Below are 19432 nucleotides of genomic sequence, written 5' to 3' on the forward strand. Positions count from 1 at the left end.
CACGACCGCCCCGTACCCCCAGCCCTCCTACCCCCACCCGCACCAGTCCTGAGCGCCGTACGAGCCGTCACGCCGTACGACCCATCACGTCGAACGACCCGTCACGTCGAACGACCCGTCACGTCGAACGACCCGTCACGCCGTACGACTCGTACCCGCTAGGCGGATGCCTCCGCTAGGCGGATGCCTCCGTGAGGCGGCTGATCTCCGTCTCCGTCAGCTCCAGGTCGGCCACCGCCAGCAGGGCCGGCAGCTGGTCGACCGTGCGGGCCGAGGCGATCGGCACGGCGACCGTCGGCCGGGCGGCGAGCCAGGCCAGGGCCACCGTGGCGACCTCGGCGTCATGGGCGCGGGCGACCTCGTCGAGGACGGTCAGCACCTTCTGCCCCCGCTCGGTCGCCAGGTGCTTGGCGGCGCCCTGGGCACGGGCGCTGTCCACCGTGGCACCAGGGCGGTACTTGCCGGTGAGGAAGCCGGACGCGAGCGCGTAGTAGGGCACGGCGGCGAGGCCGGAGGCGGCGACGAGGTCCTGGAGTTCGCCCTCGTAGGTGTCGCGGGAGACCAGGTTGTAGTGGGGCTGGAGTGCCACGTACCGGGCGAGACCCTCGCGGTCGGAGAACTCCAGGGAGGCCCGCAGGCGTTCCGGTGTGATGTTGGATGCGGCGATGTGCCGCACCTTGCCCGCCTTCACCAGGTCGTCGAGCGCGCCGACGATCTCCTCGACGGGCACCTCCGGCTTGTCGAAGTGGGTGTAGTAGAGGTCGATGCGGTCGATGCCCAGGCGCCGCAGCGAGGCGTCGGCGGCGGCCTTGATGGTGGCCGCGCTCAGCCCCTGGTGGTCGGGGTGCTGGCTCACCTTGGTCGCGATCACGACGTCGTCGCGGTTGCCGCGGGCCTTCACCCAGTTGCCGATGATGGTCTCGGACTCGCCGCCGCTGTTGCCCGCGACCCACGAGGAGTAGGAGTCGGCGGTGTCGACGAAGTTGCCGCCGGCGGCCGTGTAGGCGTCGAGGACGGCGAAGGAGTTCGCCTCGTCCGCGGTCCAGCCGAACACGTTGCCGCCGAGGGCGAGCGGGAAGACCTCCAGGCCGGAGGAGCCGAGCTTGCGCAGAGAAGTCATGGTCGATGACAACACCCTGGCCGGAGGCGCGCATTCCGCGCCTCGGTCAGGGTTCACGAATATCCGGGAAACATCCGGGCGTAGACCTCACCGACCCCCGTGACACTTCCCGGAAGACCTCAGGGTGACCGGACAAGGCCCCCTGGGAGGAATCTCAGGGGTTGAGCCCCTTGTCCCGCAGCCAGGCGGCCGGGTCGATGCCGGTGCTGCTGCCGCCCGGGTGGACCTCCATGTGGAGGTGCGCCCCGGTGACGTTGCCCGTGGCGCCGACGCGGCCGATGACGTCGCCGGTGGCGACCTTCTGGCCGATGCTGACGCTGATCGAGGACTGGTGGGCGTACCAGATCTCGGTGCCGTCGTCGAGGGTGAGCACGGTCTTGTACCCGTACGACCCGTCATAGCCGGCGGCGGTGATGGTGCCGCTGTGCACGGCCTTGATGAGGGTGCCGGTGGGGGCGGCGAAGTCGAGGCCCGTGTGGTACCCGGAGGACCAGTAGGCGCCGGCCTGACCGAAGGTCGAGGTGATCGTGTACGAGGAGGTCGGCAGCGTGTACTGCTTGGCCAGCTCGGCGAGGCGCTCGGCCTCCGCCTTCTTGGCGGCTTCCTCGGCGGCCTTCTTCTTGGCGGCTTCGGCCTTGGCCGCGGCCTCCTTCTCGGCCTTCGCGGCGGCGTCGGCGGCGGCCTTGGCCGCGGCGGCCTCGGCGGCTTCCTGGGCCTTGGTCTCGAGCTGGGTCTGCTGCGACTCGACCTGCGCCATGATCCGGTTGCGCAGCGCCTCACCGGCGTCGGCACCGCTGTCGGCACTCTCGGCGGCGACGGTCTCGGCCCCGAAGGTGCTGAGCGCGGGCGCCGCCGTCTCCTCGGAGGTGTCGTCGTCCGAGATGAGGGAACCCACTGAGGGAAGGTCCGGAAGGGAGATGGAGACCGGCGCCTTGCCGGTGTTGGCGCTGGCCATGCCCGCGCCGCCGACGGCGGCTATGACACCGACGCCGAGAACGGTGGAGCTGCGGGCGAGCCCGCCGCGCTGCTTGGCGACGCGGTGCTTGCCGCGCACCGGGCGAATGGAGTCCGCGGTGGGGTTCCACTCCTCCCAGGGGCCCTCATCGGTGCGGTACGTGCCGTAGCCGAAGGTCTGCTGGGCGGGCACGGTGGGGGCTTCTGGGACAGGCCGGTTGGACGCCACGCGGGCGTGCTCCTTTCCTTCCGTCGCCTACCGGGTTAGCTGACGGGTTCGGAGCGGGAAGGTCTCCTACGCGCGTATACCGGCCGTGACTGTACGGCGGCTTCCGCGTGATTCACCCCAAGTTGGTGGTTCCCCGGTTCCCTTGCGGGATTCGACGCGTGCGCGCGGAGCCGACTCTTGTGACGGCTGGGACGACCGCGCTGCGTTATCGAACGTTAATAGACCCGGGGGCGGGATTCCAAGCCGTTCTGCTTGATCAACAACATTTCTGGCCTGGACTTTCGGCCCACGACCGGTGAAAAACGGGCGAGTTGACCACCGGTCGGACGCCCCACAGGAGTCACCCGCGTTTTGATGGTGACTCAGATGTTATGCACAGGGCTCCGACGCGATCACGGACGGTGACACCAATGCCGGCCCGAACGCACCTGGGGCCGGAATCCCATGATCAGGATTCCGGCCCCAGGCCTTGAGTAGCGGGGACAGGATTTGAACCTGCGACCTCTGGGTTATGAGCCCAGCGAGCTACCGAGCTGCTCCACCCCGCGTCGGTGTGACACCAGTCTACGCCATGCGGGGGACGCTCAGAACCACGGCCGGACCCGGGGGGCCGCGCAGGGGGTCCGTCAGAGCAGGTGACCGTTCGGCGCCTTCGCCTGCACCTCGTACTGCGGAAGTACGACGACGTCCGCACCCGCGGCGGCGAGCAGGCCGCTCCCGTCGGCGTCGGTGACGAAGGTGTCCGGCTCCCGCCAGGCCGTCACGACCCGGCGCACGCCCGCGTCGAGGATGAGGCGGGCGCACGGAGCCGGCCGGGAGGAACGCCGGGCGCAGGGTTCCAGGCTGCTGTAGACGGTCGCGCCGGCCAGCCGGGGGTCGGCGGGGTCGATCCTGGCGAGGGCGGCCTCCTCGGCGTGGACGACGGGATCACCCGCCTCCCGGGAGTGGCCGCGCGCCAGCTCCGTGCCGTCGGCCGCCACCACGACCGCGCCGACACTGAACGCGGTCCGCGAGGGCGGGCAGAGGGCGGCCAGCTCGCAGGCCAGGGCCAGCCAGTGCCGGTCGGCGGCGGCGGGGAGCGGGCCGGTGCCGGGTGCGGTGGGCTCGTACGACATGAGGACCACGTCCTCGATACGCCGTGTCCCGATCAGCCGCAGGCGGCCACCCTGATAGCCCCCGGGGCCGAAAAGCCGGGGTGCGTCCGGGTCACCCACGAACAACGGGGCCATGACGAGCTGGAGTTCGTCGGCGAGGCCCGCCTGGAGGAGCTGGGTGTGGACCGTGCCGCCGCCCTCGACCATGAGACGCCGTACGCCCCGTACGTCGTGGAGGTGTTCCAGGAGCCGGCGCCAGTCGAGGCCGGGGCCCAGCGGGACGACGTCGGCCGCGCGGCCCAGGCCGAGGGCCCGGGCGCGGTCCGCGCCGGCGTCCGTCGTGCAGAGGACCTTGTCGCCGCCGGTGTGCCAGAACTGCGCCCCCGGGTCCAGCTCCCCGGTACCGCTGACCGTCACCTTGAGGGGGTACTCCGGCTTGCCCGCGGCCACCCGGGCGGCGCGGCGGACGGGCGAGTTGACCAGCAGGCGCGGGTTGTCGGCGCGGATCGTGCCGGCCCCGACCAGGATGGCGTCGACCGAGGCCCGTACTTCGTCCACCCGGTCGAAGTCGGCCGGGCCGGACAGCAGCAGCCGGTCGGGGGCCGGTGTCGTCGAGGTAGCCGTCGAGGGAGACGGCGGCGGACAGCAGGACGTACGGGTACGGCATCGGCGCGGGTCTCTCCGGGATCAGGGTGGGGTAGGCCGGGATCAGGGTCGGATCGGATCGGGCGGGTCGGGTCGGACGGGTGCTGGAGGTCGGACGGGTGCCGGGGGTCGAACGGCGAAGCCGGGACGGGTGGTGAGGCTCGCACCGCGGGGCTTGGTTCAAGTTTGAAACAAACCTACACTGGAGGCATGACGACCCGCTGGCTCACCCCCGAGGAGCAGCGCGCCTGGCGCGCCTACATCGCCGGATACCTCCTCCTGGAGGACGCGATCGACCGGCAGCTCCAGCAGGAGGCCGGCATGCCTCACGCCTATTACTCCATCCTCGCCAACCTCTCCGAGGCGCCGGAGCGGCGGCTGCGCATGACCGACCTGGCGGAGCGGCTGAAGGCGACCCGCAGCAGACTGACGTACGCGGTGACGCGGCTGGAGAAGGACGGGCTGGTGCGGCGCGAGGACTGCGAGTGGGACAGGCGGGGGAGCGTCGCGGTCCTGACGGACGAGGGCATGGCGACCCTGGAGAACGCGGCGCCCGGTCATGTGGACACCGTACGCAGCGTGCTGTTCGACCGCCTCACACCCGAGCAGGTGGGACAGCTCGAGGAGATCTTCACTCAGGTCGCGCGGGGCCTCCAGGGAGACGGCGGCGATGCCGCAGCCGAGGATCTGCCGTGGCGCCGGCGTTCCTCGCCCTGCTCCGGGACGCCGTGACCACGCCACCGTGAGCCGCGGCATAATTCCGTTGCTTCAAATTTAAAGCATGGAGTAGGGTCACGACCGTAGATCTGCTTCAAATCTGAAGCAGAAACCCGGATCCGGAGACCCGTATGCCCGACACCCCCGCCGCCACCCAGCGTGCCCGCGTCCGGGTACCGCTGCGCTTCCACGACGGCTACTCGGTCGACGCCGAACTCGTCACCTTCCACGGACTCGCGGACGGCCAGGAGCACGTCGCCGTCGTCCTCGGCGAACCCGGCCCCGTCCCCCTCGTCCGGCTGCACTCCGAGTGCCTGACCGGCGACGTCTTCGGCTCCGCCCGCTGCGACTGCGGCCCGCAGCTGCGCGAGGCGGTCGAGCGCATCGCGGACCGCGGCGGGATCCTGCTCTACCTGCGCCAGGAGGGCCGCGGCATCGGCCTCTACAACAAGCTCGACGCGTACGCCCTCCAGGACCGGGGTCTCGACACCTACGAGGCGAACGCCGCCCTCGGGCTGCCGGAGGACGCCCGCGACTACACCGCCGCCGCCCAGATGCTGCGCGCCCTGGACATCACGGAACTCGACCTGCTGTCCAACAACCCCGACAAGGCCGAGCAGCTCCGCGGGTTGGGCATCGGCGTCCGGGAGCGCGTGCCCACCGGCGTCTTCACGACCCCGCACAACGTGCGCTACCTGCGCGCCAAGGTCCTGACGACCCAGCACACGCTGCCACTGGCCGACCTGACGGAGTTGACGGAGCTGACGGAAATGGCCGAACTGACAGACGTCACCGGACTCAGCGCGAGCTGAGGGCGAACGGCCCGTCCAGCGCCGCCCACTGGAGCAGCATGATGGTCTTCGCGTCGGCGATCCCGCCCGTGCGGATCAGGGCGAGCGCCTCGGTGAACGGCAGTTCCACGACCGCGATGTCCTCCCCCTCCGCCGCGACGCCGGCGCTCTCCGCTCCGGGTGCCGAGCCGTCGTAGGGGGCGGCGAAGAAGCTCAGGCGTTCGGTGACCGAGCCGGGGCTCATGAAGGCGTCGAGGACGTGCTCGACCTCGTGGACGGCCCGGCCGGTCTCCTCCACGGCCTCGCGGCGGATCGCCTCCCTCGGGTCGTCGCCGTCCAGCAGTCCGGCCGCGGTCTCCAGCAGCATGCCGTCGGGGTGGCCGTTGACGTAGGCCGGCAGCCGGAACTGACGGGTCAGCAGGACCGTACGCCGGTCGGGGTCGTAGAGCAGGATGGTGGCGCCGTCGCCGCGGTCGTAGGTCTCGCGCCGCTCGCGGCTCCAGTGGCCGTCGCCGTGCCGGTAGTCGAAGGTGGTGCGGCGCAGCACGGACCAGTCGCAGGCGAGCACCTCGACGTCGACGACGCGCACGCGCGCGTTGCCCGTCAGGTCGCGGCCCTGGCGGTCCAGCCCGGTACGGCCGCGGGGGTCGGGGACGTCGATGCCGGGCCGGCCGGTCGGGGCGGTCATCGGGTGCCGCCGGGGGCCGGTACGTCGGCGAGGTCCGTGTAGACGTCCTTGCCGTGCGCGCGGGCCCGTTCGACCATCCGGTCCGCGCCCTGCGAGGGGCCGCCGATCCGCAGGACGGCGTCGCAGCGGTCGAGGAGGCGTTCGGCGACGGGGTGGAAGAGCTCCTCGAAGAGCGGGTCGCCGGGGCCGGTGCTGCCCGCCGACTCCAGCAGGGGCAGCGCCAGGGCCTCGCCGGTGACCGGTAGGTGCCCAGCGCGGTACAGGGTGAGGGCGGTGTCGTTCATGGCCCGTACGTTCGCGGTGAGCTTCGCGGGGTCTCGCCGGTGCCCGCGCCGGTACGGGCCGGCGACGAGGATCATCAGGGGCGGGTGGTTCACGGGGTTCACTCCTCGGGCAGGGTGGCGGACTGACGGACCGGCGGTGTGCGCGGGTCCCGGCGGTGTGCGCGCGTCCCGGCGGTGTGCGCGCGTCCCGGCGGCCGTTCTCAGACCAGCAGCGTCTCGACGCCGGCCTCGCCCAGGGCGCGGAGGGTCTCCGGGCCCGCGGGGTGGGTGCCGGGTTCGGCCGCGGCGGTGTCGGTGACGAAGGTGTGGACGGCGTCGAGCGGGGCGACCCGGTTGAAGGCGCGCACGCCCAGCTTGGTCGCGTCGGCCACGGCGACCGTGCGGTCCGCCTGACCGAGCCCCGCCCGCTTCACGGCCGCGTCGTCGAGGGAGAACTCCGACCAGCCGTGCCCGGCGTGCACCCCGCCGATGGACATCACGAACAGGTCGAAGGCGAGGGACTCCAGGGTGCGCAGCGCGAGCGGCCCCACCAGGGACCGCTCACCGGGCCGCGAGCGGCCGCCGACGACCAGCAGCTCGATGCCCGGCCGGTCGGCCAGCCGTACCGCCGCCTGGAGACTGAGCACCGCGACGGTCAAGGGGCCGCGCGCGGCGAGGTGTTCGGCCAGGTGCGCGGTGGTGGTCCCGGCGTCCAGCAGCACCCGCGAGCCGGGTTCCACCAGACCGGCGACCGCCGCGCCCAGCCGGTCCTTGGTCGCGCCCTGCCACGCCTCCCGCGCGTCGAAGCCGGCGCCCTCCTCACGGGCCCGCGCCGGTACGGCCCCGCCGTGCACCCGGCGTACCAGGCCCTGTTTCTCCAGCGCGTCGAGGTCACGGCGCACGGTCATCTCGGACACCCCGAGCCGTTGCGCGAGTTCGGCGACGGAGACCTGCCCCACGGCTCCCTGGACGAGCCGCAGGGTCAGATCTAGGCGGTTGGCGATACCCATGAGAGCAGTTCTATCACTGTCATGTGAGAACGCACATCAATTTGTTCGCCCCGACGGCTCCGCGACCGTGCGTCCGGCTCCACGGCGGTATGTCACCACTCCACGGCCGTGCGTCCACGCCGTCCGATACGGCCGCGACAGCGCCAGCGCCACCCGCCGCCGTACAACCCATCGGCCCCGGTGAGAGTCAGCCTGGGCATGACACGCTTGTTCACGACGACCCGCCGTACCCGGCGCGCGCTCGTACCCGTACTCGCCGCCTCCGCCCTGCTGACCCTCGGCACGGCGGGCCCCGCGGCCGCCGACAGCGACCAGCTCTGGACGTACTCCGACCCCTACGAGCTGATCCTGCCCGGCGCGTACGAGGACGGGTCCGCGCCCGAGCGGACCGTCGCGCTCCAGGTCTCCCACGACAACATCGCGAACCCGGTCGGCACCGGACACCTGACCGTGGACGCCGGCGAGCTCGCCGCCTTCGTGAAGATCACCTGGCCCGCCAACTGCGCGGCCGACACCTCCGTCACGGCCGTCTGCGACATCCCCTCGCTCACCGGCACCGACCGGGTGACAGCCGCCGAACTCCAGGTCAGCGCGCTGCCGGACGCCCCTGACGGCGCCGTGGGCACCCTGCGCTACACCGCCGTCGCCGGCGACCTGACGTCCTACCCGGGCGAGACCCGGGTGACCGTCGGCAACGGCCCGGACCTGGCCCTGAGCCAGTCCCCCCGGCAGGACGGCGTCACGCCGGGCACCCTGATCAGCGCCCCCGCCACCCTCTCCAACAACGGCAACCGCACCGCCGAGGGCGTCCTGCTGCGCCTGTCCGCCTCCCGCGGCCTCGCGTACACCGAGCGGCCCGCGAACTGCGAGTACCTGGACACGGAGGTCAGCACCCAGGCGCTGTGCGTCCTCGACGAGACGCTCGCCCCCGGCGACTCGATCACCCTGGCCAACCCCCTGAAGGCCCGCCGGAACGCCCTGTACGAGCGCTACGACTACTCCGTCGAGCCCTACTCGGCCGAGGCCCTGGAAGCGGCCCGCGCCGGCCGGACGTACACGCCGGGCACGGGGGCCGAGCTGGACCCGGCCCCCGCGCAGACGCCCCGTACGGCCACCGCCACGGCCGCCGTCCCCGACCTGGACCCCCAGGACAACTCCCGCTCCGTCATCATCCACGCCACCAACACCGCCGACCTCAAGCTGAACGGCAGCCGGGTCGAGGGCGCGGTCGGCGAGACCGTACGGGCCGACATCACCGTCAAGAACCGGGGCCCCGCCTGGGTCGCCTCACTCGGCGCCGGCGAGCCCGTGGCCACGGTCGACGTCCGCATCCCGGCCGGCGCGACCGTCACCGCCCGCCCCGACGACTGCTACGCCCTGACCGCGGACGGCGAGTGGGTCGAGGAGCAGCTCGGTGCCCCGCGCTACCGCTGCACCACCCCGATCTACCTGAACGAACGGGCCACCCACACCTTCCCCTTCGACCTCCGCATCGACAGCGCGACCCGGTCCGCCGCACCGGTCACCATCGACAACGACCAGCACGAGCCCCCGATCCGCGCCTACGACCCCGACCTGACCAACAACTCGGCCAGGATCGTCGTCAACGGCTGACCGGGCCCGAATGCGGCCCCGTTCTCCACCAGGAGGGCGGGGCCGCTTTCACGCGTCCGAGGCGTCCTGCGGCGTACTTCCCGGCTACTCGCGGTCGGCGTCCGCCGGTTCCGGTGCGGGCGAGACCGTACGGGGAGCGGTGACCGGGGAGGTGCGGGAGCGGAGGGACGGCGTACGCTCCCGCATCCCGTCGACCGGAGGAACCGCTGTGCCGTACCGCACGGCATCGCCGCCGAGACCGCACTGTGGGACGCCTTCGCGGAGTCGGCGTTCCAAGACGACGCACAGCCGTCGTTCTGCTGGACCCAGTACACCGGCCACGGGCCCGGGCCGAGTTGCTCGGCCGAGAAGTGGGCACCGCTCGGTGTGCGGATCGAGCAGGGGGAGATCCTTCACCGACCCATCGCGACTCTTCCCTCTCGTGCGGCAGCACCTGGTCCCGGGCGGGGTGTGGGGGCGGCACCTGCCGCGGGCCGGTTTCGCCGCGGCGGAGGCGACCGTGGTGGACGCTCCGAAGGCGGGGCACATCGGCACGCTGATCGTGCGCGCGAGCGCCTGAGCGCGAGCTCCGGACAACGCATGAGCCCCCACCTCAGAACACTCTGACGTGGGGGCTCTTCCGTAGGCCCTGTGGGACTCGAACCCACAACCAATGGATTAAAAGTCCACTGCTCTGCCAATTGAGCTAAGGGCCCAGGCGATGTTGCCTCCCCGAGCATAGCGGGAGGTGGCCGTGTCGCCGATCGGGTATCGGGACACGGCCGTGCCGGGTGGCGGGAGATCGGTCACGGATCGACCGGTTCGGCCGTCACCCCCGCTTCCGGGGACGTGGCCGGCGAAGTCGTCGGAGGCGCCGCCGATCCGGGGGCGGTCTCCGTGGCCGTGGGCTTGAGGAACCAGTGCCGGGCCGAGGCGAACCACCAGACGGCGGCGAAGCCGAGGACGACCAGGACGGCGACCGGGGCGTAGTTGAAGGTCTCGGAGGTCACCGGGGAGACCTGGGGGAGCATGAACAGGACGGTGATGACGCCCACCCAGATGACGGACACCACGCCGATCGCCCGGGACCAGCGGCCCAGGTGCCACGGCCCGCGGGCGAAGTCGTCGCCCTTGCGCAGCCGCAGCAGGGTCGGGATGACGTAGGCGATGTAGAGGCCGATGACCGCGATGGAGGTGACGGCCGCGTACGCCGTGACATTGATCAGGTAGGGCAGGCCCAGCAGCAGTGCGCCGCCGGCCGCGAGCCAGACCGCCGCGACGGGCGTGCGGGTGCGGGGGCTGACGGTGCGCCAGAGGTGCGAGAAGGGCAGGGCGCCGTCGCGGGAGAAGGCGTAGATCATGCGGCTGTTGGCGGTGACGGACGCCATCCCGCAGAACAGCTGGGCGCCGATCACGACGAGCAGCAGCAGTTTGCCCGCCGTGGCGCCGAGCGCGTCGAGGAGGATCTGGGCGGGCGGGGCGCCGGTCGGGGAGCCGAGGGCGCCGTCGTAGGACTGGATGGCGAAGGTGAAGCCGAGGAGCAGGACGAAGCCGGCGATCCACGAGGTCCAGATGGACCGCACGATGCCCTTGGGGCCCGCGGTGGACGCGTCGTGCGTCTCCTCGGTCATGTGGGCGGAGGCGTCGTAGCCGGTGAAGGTGTACTGGGCCATCAGCAGGCCGAGGGCGACCACGTAGACGCCGCTGCCCCAGCCGGTGTTGTTCACGAACTCGCCGAAGACGAAGGACGCCGACTGGTGGTCGTCCGGGACGAAGGTCAGCGCGCCGACGATCACGGCGACACCGACGACGTGCCACCACACGCTCACGCTGTTGAGGAGGGCGACGATCCGCACCCCGAAGGTGTTGAGCAGGCCGTGCAGCACCAGGATGCCCGCGAACAGCAGGATCGTGCGGCCCGGCGTGACCTCGAAGTCGAACTGGAGATTGAGGTAGGCGCCGAGGAAGGACGCGGCACCGAAGTCGATGCCGGCCGTCACGGCGACCTGCCCGAGCACGTTGAACCAGCCCGTGAACCAGGCCCAGGCGGCGGCGCTGCGGGGCGGCGCCAGCCGGTGGGCCCAGAAGTACAGGCCGGCCGAGGTGGGGTAGGCGGAGCAGATCTCGGCCATCGACAGCCCGACGAACAGGGTCATCAGGCCGACCGCGACCCAGCCCCAGGTGATCACGGCGGGGCCGCCGGTGTTCATGCCGAACAGGTAGAGGGTCAGGCAGCCCGACAGGACCGAGATGATCGTGAAGGAGACCGCGTAGTTGGAGAACGCCGACATACGGCGCGCGAGGACCTGCGTGTATCCGAGCTGGGCCAGCCGTTCCTCGTCCGAGAGCCCAGTCGCCTTGCCGTCATCTGTCATGCCCCCAGCAATTCCCTCACCGGGGGCGTGACACACGTCACAACTTGGCCAGAAAGAACCCCTGCGGATCCCGGAGCTAGAAGAGGCCCTTGTAGCCCTGCCAGCCGCCGGCGATCTTCACCCGCGGGGAGAATGAGCCCCTGCCTGTCCCGGGGATCCGGTACAGCACCCCCGCGGTGTCCCGCGCCACGAGGTCGGCCTTCCCGTCCCCGGTGATGTCCCCCACACCGACGAGCACGTTGTAGGGGGCACCCCAGTTGGCGTACAGCTTCACGCGCCCGGAGAAGGTCCCCCTACCCGTCCCGTAGTACCGGTACAGGTTGTTCGCCCTGTCCTGCGCGACGAGGTCCCCGATGCCGTCCCCGTTCAAATCCCCCGCCCCGACGACCTTCTTGTACGTCTTCCAGTTGTCGTACAGCTTCACGCCGGAGGCCAGCCGTCCCGTGCTCGTGCCCTTGTAGAGGTACACCGCACCGGTGGCCGCCTTGCGGGCGATCAGGTCGGGCCGGCCGTCCCCACTGACGTCACCGGGAGCGGTGAGGACGTCGAACGTGTTCCAGCCGGTACCGAGCGACAGCCGGCCGCCCGAGGGGATGTACGACGCACCGCAGTGGCCCGTGTAGCGGCGCAGTTCGCCGGTCGGCATCCGGACCAGCATCTCGGCGCACCGGTCACCGGTCAGGTCGCCGAAGGGAATCGCCACGGTCCCGGCGGGCCAGCCGCCGCCGGACGTCTTCCAGTCGAAGGTGCCCTTGCCGTGGGTGTAGTGCAGGCTCAGGACCCCCGACGCGTTCAGCGTGACCAGCTCGCCGTAGCTGTGGCCGCCCTGGTCGTGATGGCCCTGCCGGCCACCGCTGAGCCCGATCGCACCGCCCGTGGTGTACGTGCCCGTACCCTCGGTCGCCGTGGCCGTCAGACTCCACGTGAAACGGCCGTTGTACGGGATGGCGCCCGCGTCCGTCCTGCCGTTCCAGTGGGCGTCCGGCGCGGTACCGGCGCCGCTCCGGGTGTGCACGAGGCGGCCCTGGGCGTCCTTCACGGTGAAGGTCCAGGCGGCCGGCTTGCTCAGCTGCCAGGTGCTGTTCCACCAGTCGTCCCTGATGTGCACGGAACCGTCGTCGACCTCGGACTCGATCACCGCCAGCGGCTGTGAGGGCACCCCGCTCGGCACCACGTGCACGGTGCTTGCCGCGTCCACGTACGCGATGTCCCCGCCGAACTTGTCGACGGACCAGGTCTGCCGCCGCTGGTCGGCGGTGTTCCCGGCCGGCAGATCGGCGATCTCGCGGGCCGCGGCCGCCGTACCGGTGCGGAAGTCGGTCAGCGTCAGCTTCCCGGCCGCCCGGTCGTGCCGGACCAGGTAGCCGTCGCCGACGAGAACCGGCCCCGGCTCCACGGTGACGTTCTTCCTCGCCGTACGGTCGAACACTCCCGCCGCGCCCGTGGGACCGCAGTTCCAGTAGACCCAACGGCCCACCACCTGAAGCTCCTTGACCGTGCAGGGGGCGCCGGTGGCCAGCGTCTCGACGGTCTTCTTCTGCTCCAGGTCGTACCCGGTGACCGTGCCGTTGCCGGAGCCCGGCGCGTAGAGCCGCGAGCCCCAGACGGAGGCGGCGGTGACGGGACGGGTCAGACGCACCTGCTGCACGCGGTACGGCTGCACGGCGTCGACGTACTGCTTGCCGGTCGAGGCTGCCTCGTACACGAAGTAGCGGCCGGTCGTGTCGACGTACCTGCCGCCGGTGACGAGGGGTTCGGAGCCGGAGTGGTAGGTGTCGCGGGCCGTCCAGATCTGGGCGCGCTCCTTGCCGCCGTACTCCTCGGAGTTGCCGAAGAAGACGCCCACGTTCCCGTTCCCGGCCGCCCGCAGCGGCACGCACGTGCCGGCGTCGCAGGGGGTGCGCGTCACGTGCGCGCCGGTCGCGTACTCGCCCGCGTAGGCGCGCACCTCGCGCCCGCCCACCGTGGTCCCGTCGGCCGAGACCGGTCGGTTGGTGACGTACGGGTCGCCGTTCGGCGCTCGCTCCACCGTGGTCAGGACACCGCCGGCGAAGTCGATCCCCCACACGCCGCCCGTGCTCAGCGGCAAGGGTGTGGTGTCCGCGGCGGCCGGGCCCGCGGTGGTCAGCAAGCCCGCGCCGAGGGCGACGAGGCTCGCGAAAGTGAGTGTGATCCGGGCACGCCGGGCCAAGGGTCCCTCCCCAGGGAAAAGCCGGAACGGCATGGCGGCGGCGGTTTTCCCCCTCCGGCCGCTCTGTCCATGCCAAGCCAGCGAATGCTAACAACCGGCGCACGCACGGCGGTAGGGAAATAGGGCCCCGCCGACACGGGAAGGGCCCGTACGACCGAAGTCGTACGGGCCCTTCCCGATGCGAACCACAGATGCGGCCGGTGCTCGGTCGGCGTTCAGCCGACGGAGCCGACGTCAGCCGAGCCGACGTCAGCCGTTGCGCTTCCAGCGCGGCTTGTCGTCGCGGCGGCCGAAGGAGCCGGTGCCGGTGCCGGTACCGGTGCCACGGTGGTCGTCGCGGCGGGCGGCCGGACGCTCGTGGCCGCCGGCGCGGAAGCCGGTGCCCGGACGGTCGTCACGGCGGTCACGGTTGAACGGACGGTCGCTGCCCCGGTGTCCACCGCGCTCGCCGCCGGAGCGGAAGCCGCCACGGTCGTCACGGCGCTCGAAGGAACGGCCACCGCGGTCGTCACGGTCACGGTTGAAGCCACCGCGGTCGGCGCCACGGTCGCCACCGCGGTCACCACGGTCGTCACGGTTGAACGCGGGACGGCCACCGCGGTCGTCGCGACGCTCGAAGGAACGGCCACCACGGTCGTCACGGTTGAACGCGGGACGGCCACCGCGGTCGTCACGGTCACGGTTGAAGCCACCGCGGTCACCGCCACGGTCACCGCGGTCGTCCCGACGCTCGCGACGCTCGTACGACGACGAACTCGCCGGACGCTCCTCGCGGACGGGACGGTCGGCGTCGCGCGCGGCGGGCTGCGCCGGCACGGACACCTCGGTCACGGCCTCCGCCACGACGGACGTGGTCTCGCCGGTGCCGGCCACCGCGGCCTGCGCCTCGGCGATCGCCGTCTCCGGGTCCTCACCACGCTCGCGGGCGACCCGCGCGACTAGGCGGTCGGCCTCCTCGCGCAGCTCGTTCGCACGCCGCTGCGCGCGCTCCAGCTCCTTGGTCAGCTCGGCGACCTCACGCTCGGCCTGCTGCGCGGCGTTGCCCGCGGACTCGGCCTGGACCTCGGTCATCGACCGGGCGCCGGTGATCTCGGCGACCTCGGGCTCGAAGGCCGTACCGCCCTGGATGATGTGACGCCCGGCGTCGACGCCCGCGTCCTCCATCATGCGGAAGATCTGGCGGCGCTGATGCGGCAGCGACAGCGAGACGACGGTGCCGGTGCGGCCGGCGCGGGCCGTACGGCCGGCGCGGTGCAGGTAGTCCTTGTGGTCGCCGGCCGGGTCCACGTTCAGGACCAGGTCGATGCCGTCGACGTGGATGCCGCGCGCGGCGACGTCGGTGGCGACGAGCGCGTTGACGTAGCCCTTCTTGAAGTCCTCGAGCACGCGGGTGCGGGCGCCCTGCGTCATGCCGCCGTGCAGCGCGTCGGCCTTCACACCGGAGTCGCAGAGCTGCTCGGCGATGCGGTCGGCGCCCAGCTGGGTGCGGACGAAGATGATGGTGCGGCCCTTGCGGGAGGCGATCGCGGCGGTGACCGGCGCCTTGTCCTTGGGCTTCACGATCAGGATGTGGTGCGACATGGTCGTGACGTTGCCCTGGGCGCTGTCGACCTCGTGCGTGACCGGGTTGTGCAGGTAGCGCTTGACCAGCGTGGAGATCTCGTTCTCCATCGTGGCCGAGAACAGCATCCGCTGACCGCCCTGCGGGACCTGGTCGAGCAGCTCGGTGACCTCGGGCAGGAAGCCCAGGTCCGACATCTGGTCGGCCTCGTCGAGGACGGTGACCTTGACGTTCTCCAGGGAGCAGGCGCCGCGGTTGATGATGTCGCGCAGTCGGCCCGGCGTGGCGACGAGGACGTCGACGCCGCGCTCGAGGGCGTAGATCTGGTTGCTCATCGACGTACCGCCGCAGACGACCTTCATCTTCAGGCCGAGGACGTCGCCGTACGGCTGGAGCGCGTCGGCGACCTGCATCGCCAGCTCACGGGTCGGGGTGAGGATGACGGCGCGCGGCTTGCGCTTCTCGGTGTGGCCGCCGGCCAGCGTGGTCAGCGTCGGCAGACCGAAGGAGAGGGTCTTGCCGGAGCCCGTGCGGCCGCGGCCGAGGATGTCCTTGCCCGCCATGGCGTCCGGGATGGTCGCCACCTGGATCGGGAAGGGGGAGGTCACGCCGTTCTGGGTGAGCTTGCGCACGACGCTCTCGGGGAGACCGAGGTCGGTGAAGGTCAGCTCGGGCGCCTTGTCGGCCGCGGCCTCGTCGGCGTCAGCGGTCCCGACGGCGTCGGTGGCCCGGACGGCTTCGACGGTCTCCACGGCGTCGACGGTCGCGGTGACCTCGACGGCCTCGACCGCCTCGCTGTTCTCGGACACGACGGCGTGATCAGTACTGGAAATGGACATGCGAATGCGAAACCTTCCGGAGTCTCGTCGGCACGCGCCCGTCAACTCCGTGTTCGCATTCGACCGCCTCAATGCGGTCCGTCACGGTAAGGGAGAGTACGCGCCACACGGCGCGCTCTGTTGTGGCGCCGGGCAAATGGGTTCAAACGATCTACCACCATACGCACCCTGTACCCCTTGAGGCAAACCGGTCTGCGTAGACGTGGGTCGCACACCACTGTACGGCATCTACACCGGTGCTCCGGCCTCCGGCGCCGGTTCCCGCTCGACCAGCTGCGGCACCGGCTCCGCGTCCGCCGACGAGGACGGCTCGGCCACCGTCGGCTCGGGAGAGGGCGACGCCGGGGGCTCCGGCGAGGCCGGCGGCTCCGGGTCCGCGGAACGCGTCGGCGACGGCTCCTCCTCCGGCGGGTGCGGCATCCCCGGCCGCTCGCTCCGGTCCGGCTCCGGCCCCTCGGGGGCCCCCGCGCTGTGCCCCGCCGACGGCGGGGCCGTAGGGGATCGGGACCCGTCCGGCCCGCCCTTCTTCCCGCCCTTGCCGTCCCGGTGCCCGCCGCCCGCGTCCTCGCCCGACCAGCCCCCGCCCGCCTGACCGCCGGACCCGCCGTCCGGCCCGTCACCACCGTGCTCGCCCGCCGAGTGCGAGGGCTGGGCCCGGCCCCGCTCCTCGTCACCCACGCTCATGCAACCGGCGGCCGCGGCGACGGCCAGGACCGTGACGGCCAGGCGAACGGGTACGTACAAGGGGCGCACGGGCCACCTCCGGGGGCAGACGCAGGAGTCAACCTCCCCAACTCCCGCCGCCCGCAGGAGGACACGCGCCCCGCGGCGCCGGCTCAGCCGTACCCGAGCGCGTGCAGCCGGGCGTCGTCGATCCCGAAGTGGTGAGCGATCTCATGCACGACGGTCACCTCGGTCTCCTCGACCACCTCCTCCCGCGACTCGCACATACGCAGCGTCGGCCCCCGGTAGATCGTGATCCGGTCCGGCAGCACCCCCGCGTACCACTCGCCGCGATCCGTCAGCGGGGTCCCCTCGTACAGCCCGAGCAGCTCCGGATCGTCCGCCGGCGGTTCGTCCTCGACGAACACCGCGACGTTGTCCATCAGCCGCGTCAACTCCGGCGGAATCCGGTCCAGGGCCTCGGCGACCAGTTCCTCGAACTCCTCGCGCGTCATTTCCAGCACGGGGCCATTCTCCGGTACGACAGCGCCGTACGGCGGGTACGTCCGCATGTCCGGGCGCACACGTGGGCATACGCGACCAATGGCCCGCGTCCGCGTCCCCGCCGCAGTCCTGAACGCCCTGAACCGCTTCCGCACCACCCGCCGATCCGAGAGCCCCGTCCCCGAACTCGCCGCCCGGCCCCGCCCCTGGGCCCGCGCCCTCGGCCTCACCACGGTCGTCCTGCTGGGCGCCTGGCTCGGGCTGCTCGTGGTCGGGAACGTCCGCGTGCCCGTCGGCCCGATGAACACCACGATGACCCTGCGCCCCGCCCTCGACGGCGGCACCAAGATCAACATCTCCCCGCTCGGCGCCCTCCACCTGGACAGCCACATCGCCCCCGTCCGCCTGGACGTGAACGTCGACCAGCTCGACCCCGACCGCTCCCAGGCCCTCGTCGACCACCCCGAACGCCTCTCCGGACTCCAGGACGAGGTCACCGCGGACATCGAACACGGCACCCTCGACCTCGCCGTGCGCTCCTGCGTCGCCGTCGTGGCCGGCGCCACCGCCCTCGGCCTCGCCGTCTACCGCCGGCCCGCCGCGCCCTCGGCGCAGGCGGCCTCGCCCTGGCCCTGCTCGCCGCCTCCGGCGTCACCGCCTACGCCACCTGGAACCCCAAGTCGGTCCTCGAACCCCGCTTCTCGGGCCTGCTCTCCTCCGCCCCCTCCGTCGTCGGCAACGCGCGCAACATCGTCACCGAGTTCGACGTCTACCAGCAGGAACTGGCCCGCCTGGTCACCAACGTGACCAAGCTCTACGACGTCACCTCGACCCTCCCCGCCTACCAGCCCGACCCCACCACCGTGCGCGTCCTGCACGTCTCCGACATCCACCTCAACCCCGCGAGCTGGAAGATCATCGCCTCGCTGGTGGAGCAGTACAAGGTCGACGTGATCGTCGACTCCGGCGACACCATGGACCACGGCACGGCCGCCGAGAACGGCTTCCTCGACCCCATCCCCGACCTCGGCGCCCCCTACGTCTGGGTCCGCGGCAACCACGACTCCACGACCACCCAGGCCTACCTGGAGAACATGAAGAACGTCCACGTCCTGGACGACGGCCGCGCCGTGACCCTCGCGGGACTGCGCTTCGCCGGCATCGGCGACCCCCAGTTCACCCCCGACCGCTCCACCGTCCCGGACGCCGAGGGGACCCAGGAGGCCGCGGGCGACCGCCTCGCGGACGCGCTCCGCGCCCAGCGGGCCGCGGGCACCCCGGTGGACGTGGCCATCGCCCACGAGCCCGCCGCGGCCCGCCGGACCGACGGCGAGGTCCCGATGGTGCTGGCCGGCCACGTCCACCACACCGAGATGGAGATCCTCGAGAAGGGCACCCGGCTGCGCGTCGAGGGCTCCACCGGCGGCAGTGGACTGCGAGCCGTCGAGGGCAAGTACCCCGACCCCATCGAGGCGTCGATCCTCTACTTCGACCGCGACTCCCGCCGCCTGCAGGCCTGGGACGAGATCAGACTCGGCGGCCTGGGCCTGACGACGGCCGAGGTCAGCCGCCACCTCCCGAAGGAGAACCAGCCGGGCGCCTCCCCGACGCCCACCCCGTCCACCCCCGCGCCCACCCCGTCCACGCCGACCTCCGGGACCCCGCAACCGGGCTCCCGCACGCCCTCCGGCTCCCGCTCCTAAACCGTTTTGGCGATACCTCCCGCCATCCCATATGCTTCTCACGTCCCCGACGCGCTGCGAAGCGCCCAGGCGGGCCGATAGCCCTCATCGTCTAGCGGCCTAGGACGCCGCCCTTTCAAGGCGGTAGCACGGGTTCGAATCCCGTTGGGGGCACGCAACACCGTGTGCGACACTGTCGTACACAGCTTGGTCCTGTGGAGCAGTTTGGAGTGCTCGCCACCCTGTCAAGGTGGAGGCCGCGGGTTCAAATCCCGTCAGGACCGCTGGAGTTCCTCGTGAACTCCGTGGCTGGGTAGCTCAGTTGGTACGAGCGATCGCCTGAAAAGCGATAGGTCGCCGGTTCGACCCCGGCCCCAGCCACCACATCGAACAGGGCCCCGATCTCCGGATCGGGGCCCTGTTCGTGTTCCCGCGACAGCGCCGAACGGGCCGCCCGAGCCGACGCCGGCAAAAGCACTCGCCACGTTTTTCCGCGGGATGAGATCCTGGATC

The 19432-nt window shown here is 71.7% G+C and carries 13 protein-coding genes, 5 tRNA genes, 3 pseudogenes and 1 riboswitch; of the genes and pseudogenes, 8 read left to right on the forward strand and 13 right to left on the reverse strand.

Going from position 1 to position 19432, the window contains the following annotated elements; all coding sequences use genetic code 11:
* Positions 1–175: 175 nt before the first annotated feature.
* The 4 genes and pseudogenes from BM536_RS16515 to BM536_RS16530 all read right to left on the reverse strand — a co-directional run bounded on the left by BM536_RS16515 (position 176) and on the right by BM536_RS16530 (position 4064).
* Entirely contained in the window at positions 176–1120 is a 945-nt protein-coding gene (locus BM536_RS16515) for an aldo/keto reductase (RefSeq protein ID WP_073492890.1), read from the reverse strand.
* 154 nt (positions 1121–1274) lie between these two features.
* Entirely contained in the window at positions 1275–2303 is a 1029-nt protein-coding gene (locus tag BM536_RS16520) for a M23 family metallopeptidase (RefSeq protein WP_073492887.1), read from the reverse strand.
* Between the two features lie 9 nt (positions 2304–2312).
* Positions 2313–2470, reverse strand: a riboswitch (cyclic di-AMP (ydaO/yuaA leader).
* Positions 2471–2777: 307 nt separating this feature from the next.
* A tRNA-Met gene (locus BM536_RS16525) sits at positions 2778–2851 on the reverse strand.
* Positions 2852–2929: 78 nt separating this feature from the next.
* A pseudogene (locus BM536_RS16530) lies at positions 2930–4064 on the reverse strand (dihydrofolate reductase family protein).
* Between the two features lie 188 nt (positions 4065–4252).
* Between BM536_RS16530 and BM536_RS16535 the strand changes: the two are divergent.
* Both BM536_RS16535 and BM536_RS16540 read left to right on the forward strand, forming a co-directional pair.
* Positions 4253–4774 (forward strand): MarR family winged helix-turn-helix transcriptional regulator, encoded by a 522-nt coding sequence (locus BM536_RS16535; protein ID WP_073492885.1) that lies wholly within the window; start codon positions 4253–4255, stop codon positions 4772–4774.
* Positions 4775–4890: 116 nt separating this feature from the next.
* On the forward strand, positions 4891–5571 hold the full coding sequence (locus BM536_RS16540) for a GTP cyclohydrolase II (protein WP_073492883.1): 681 nt from the start codon (positions 4891–4893) through the stop codon (positions 5569–5571).
* Here BM536_RS16540 and BM536_RS16545 read toward each other — a convergent pair.
* The 3 genes from BM536_RS16545 to BM536_RS16555 all read right to left on the reverse strand — a co-directional run bounded on the left by BM536_RS16545 (position 5558) and on the right by BM536_RS16555 (position 7511).
* Entirely contained in the window at positions 5558–6238 is a 681-nt protein-coding gene (locus BM536_RS16545; protein ID WP_073492881.1) for an NUDIX domain-containing protein, read from the reverse strand. The two genes, BM536_RS16540 and BM536_RS16545, sit on opposite strands and share 14 nt — an antisense overlap.
* Positions 6235–6597, reverse strand: coding sequence for a DUF4406 domain-containing protein (locus tag BM536_RS16550; protein WP_073492894.1), 363 nt, complete (start codon positions 6595–6597; stop codon positions 6235–6237). The genes BM536_RS16545 and BM536_RS16550 overlap by 4 nt, the downstream gene beginning before the upstream one ends.
* 125 nt (positions 6598–6722) lie before the next feature.
* Positions 6723–7511, reverse strand: a complete 789-nt coding sequence (locus BM536_RS16555) for a DeoR/GlpR family DNA-binding transcription regulator (protein WP_094103075.1) — start codon at positions 7509–7511, stop codon at positions 6723–6725.
* Between the two features lie 198 nt (positions 7512–7709).
* Between BM536_RS16555 and BM536_RS16560 the strand changes: the two genes are divergently transcribed.
* Together BM536_RS16560 and BM536_RS16565 are read left to right on the forward strand one after the other, a co-directional pair.
* Positions 7710–9125 carry a COG1361 family protein gene (locus BM536_RS16560; protein WP_073492877.1) on the forward strand — a complete coding sequence of 472 codons (1416 nt, stop codon included), beginning with the start codon at positions 7710–7712 and terminating at the stop codon, positions 9123–9125.
* Between the two features lie 225 nt (positions 9126–9350).
* Positions 9351–9684, forward strand: a pseudogene (locus BM536_RS16565) (hypothetical protein).
* Positions 9685–9747: 63 nt separating this feature from the next.
* On the opposite strand, the gene BM536_RS16570 reads toward BM536_RS16565, so the two are convergent.
* The 6 genes from BM536_RS16570 to BM536_RS16595 all read right to left on the reverse strand — a co-directional run bounded on the left by BM536_RS16570 (position 9748) and on the right by BM536_RS16595 (position 17257).
* Positions 9748–9820 (reverse strand) — tRNA-Lys (locus BM536_RS16570).
* A 90-nt stretch (positions 9821–9910) separates the two neighbouring features.
* Entirely contained in the window at positions 9911–11479 is a 1569-nt protein-coding gene (locus BM536_RS16575) for an amino acid permease (RefSeq protein ID WP_073492876.1), read from the reverse strand.
* A gap of 76 nt (positions 11480–11555) precedes the next feature.
* Complete coding sequence (locus tag BM536_RS16580) at positions 11556–13670, reverse strand: FG-GAP repeat domain-containing protein (protein ID WP_073492874.1); 2115 nt, start codon at positions 13668–13670, stop codon at positions 11556–11558.
* Between the two features lie 249 nt (positions 13671–13919).
* Entirely contained in the window at positions 13920–16070 is a 2151-nt protein-coding gene (locus BM536_RS16585) for a DEAD/DEAH box helicase (protein ID WP_094103076.1), read from the reverse strand.
* 228 nt (positions 16071–16298) lie between these two features.
* On the reverse strand, positions 16299–16823 hold the full coding sequence (locus tag BM536_RS16590; RefSeq protein WP_094103077.1) for a hypothetical protein: 525 nt from the start codon (positions 16821–16823) through the stop codon (positions 16299–16301).
* Between the two features lie 83 nt (positions 16824–16906).
* Positions 16907–17257: a metallopeptidase family protein gene (locus tag BM536_RS16595; RefSeq protein WP_211362888.1), complete on the reverse strand. Its 351-nt coding sequence runs from the start codon at positions 17255–17257 to the stop codon at positions 16907–16909.
* Positions 17258–17336: 79 nt separating this feature from the next.
* Between BM536_RS16595 and BM536_RS16600 the strand changes: the two are divergent.
* The 4 genes and pseudogenes from BM536_RS16600 to BM536_RS16615 all read left to right on the forward strand — a co-directional run bounded on the left by BM536_RS16600 (position 17337) and on the right by BM536_RS16615 (position 19303).
* Positions 17337–18940 (forward strand): annotated as a pseudogene (locus BM536_RS16600) (metallophosphoesterase family protein).
* An 80-nt stretch (positions 18941–19020) separates the two neighbouring features.
* Positions 19021–19093, forward strand: a tRNA-Glu gene (locus BM536_RS16605).
* Positions 19094–19128: 35 nt separating this feature from the next.
* A tRNA-Asp gene (locus BM536_RS16610) sits at positions 19129–19203 on the forward strand.
* 23 nt (positions 19204–19226) lie between these two features.
* Positions 19227–19303 (forward strand) — tRNA-Phe (locus BM536_RS16615).
* Positions 19304–19432 lie beyond the last annotated feature (129 nt).

This window comes from Streptomyces phaeoluteigriseus (assembly GCF_001896135.2).
In the GTDB taxonomy this organism is placed as follows: Bacteria; Actinomycetota; Actinomycetes; order Streptomycetales; family Streptomycetaceae; genus Streptomyces; species Streptomyces phaeoluteigriseus.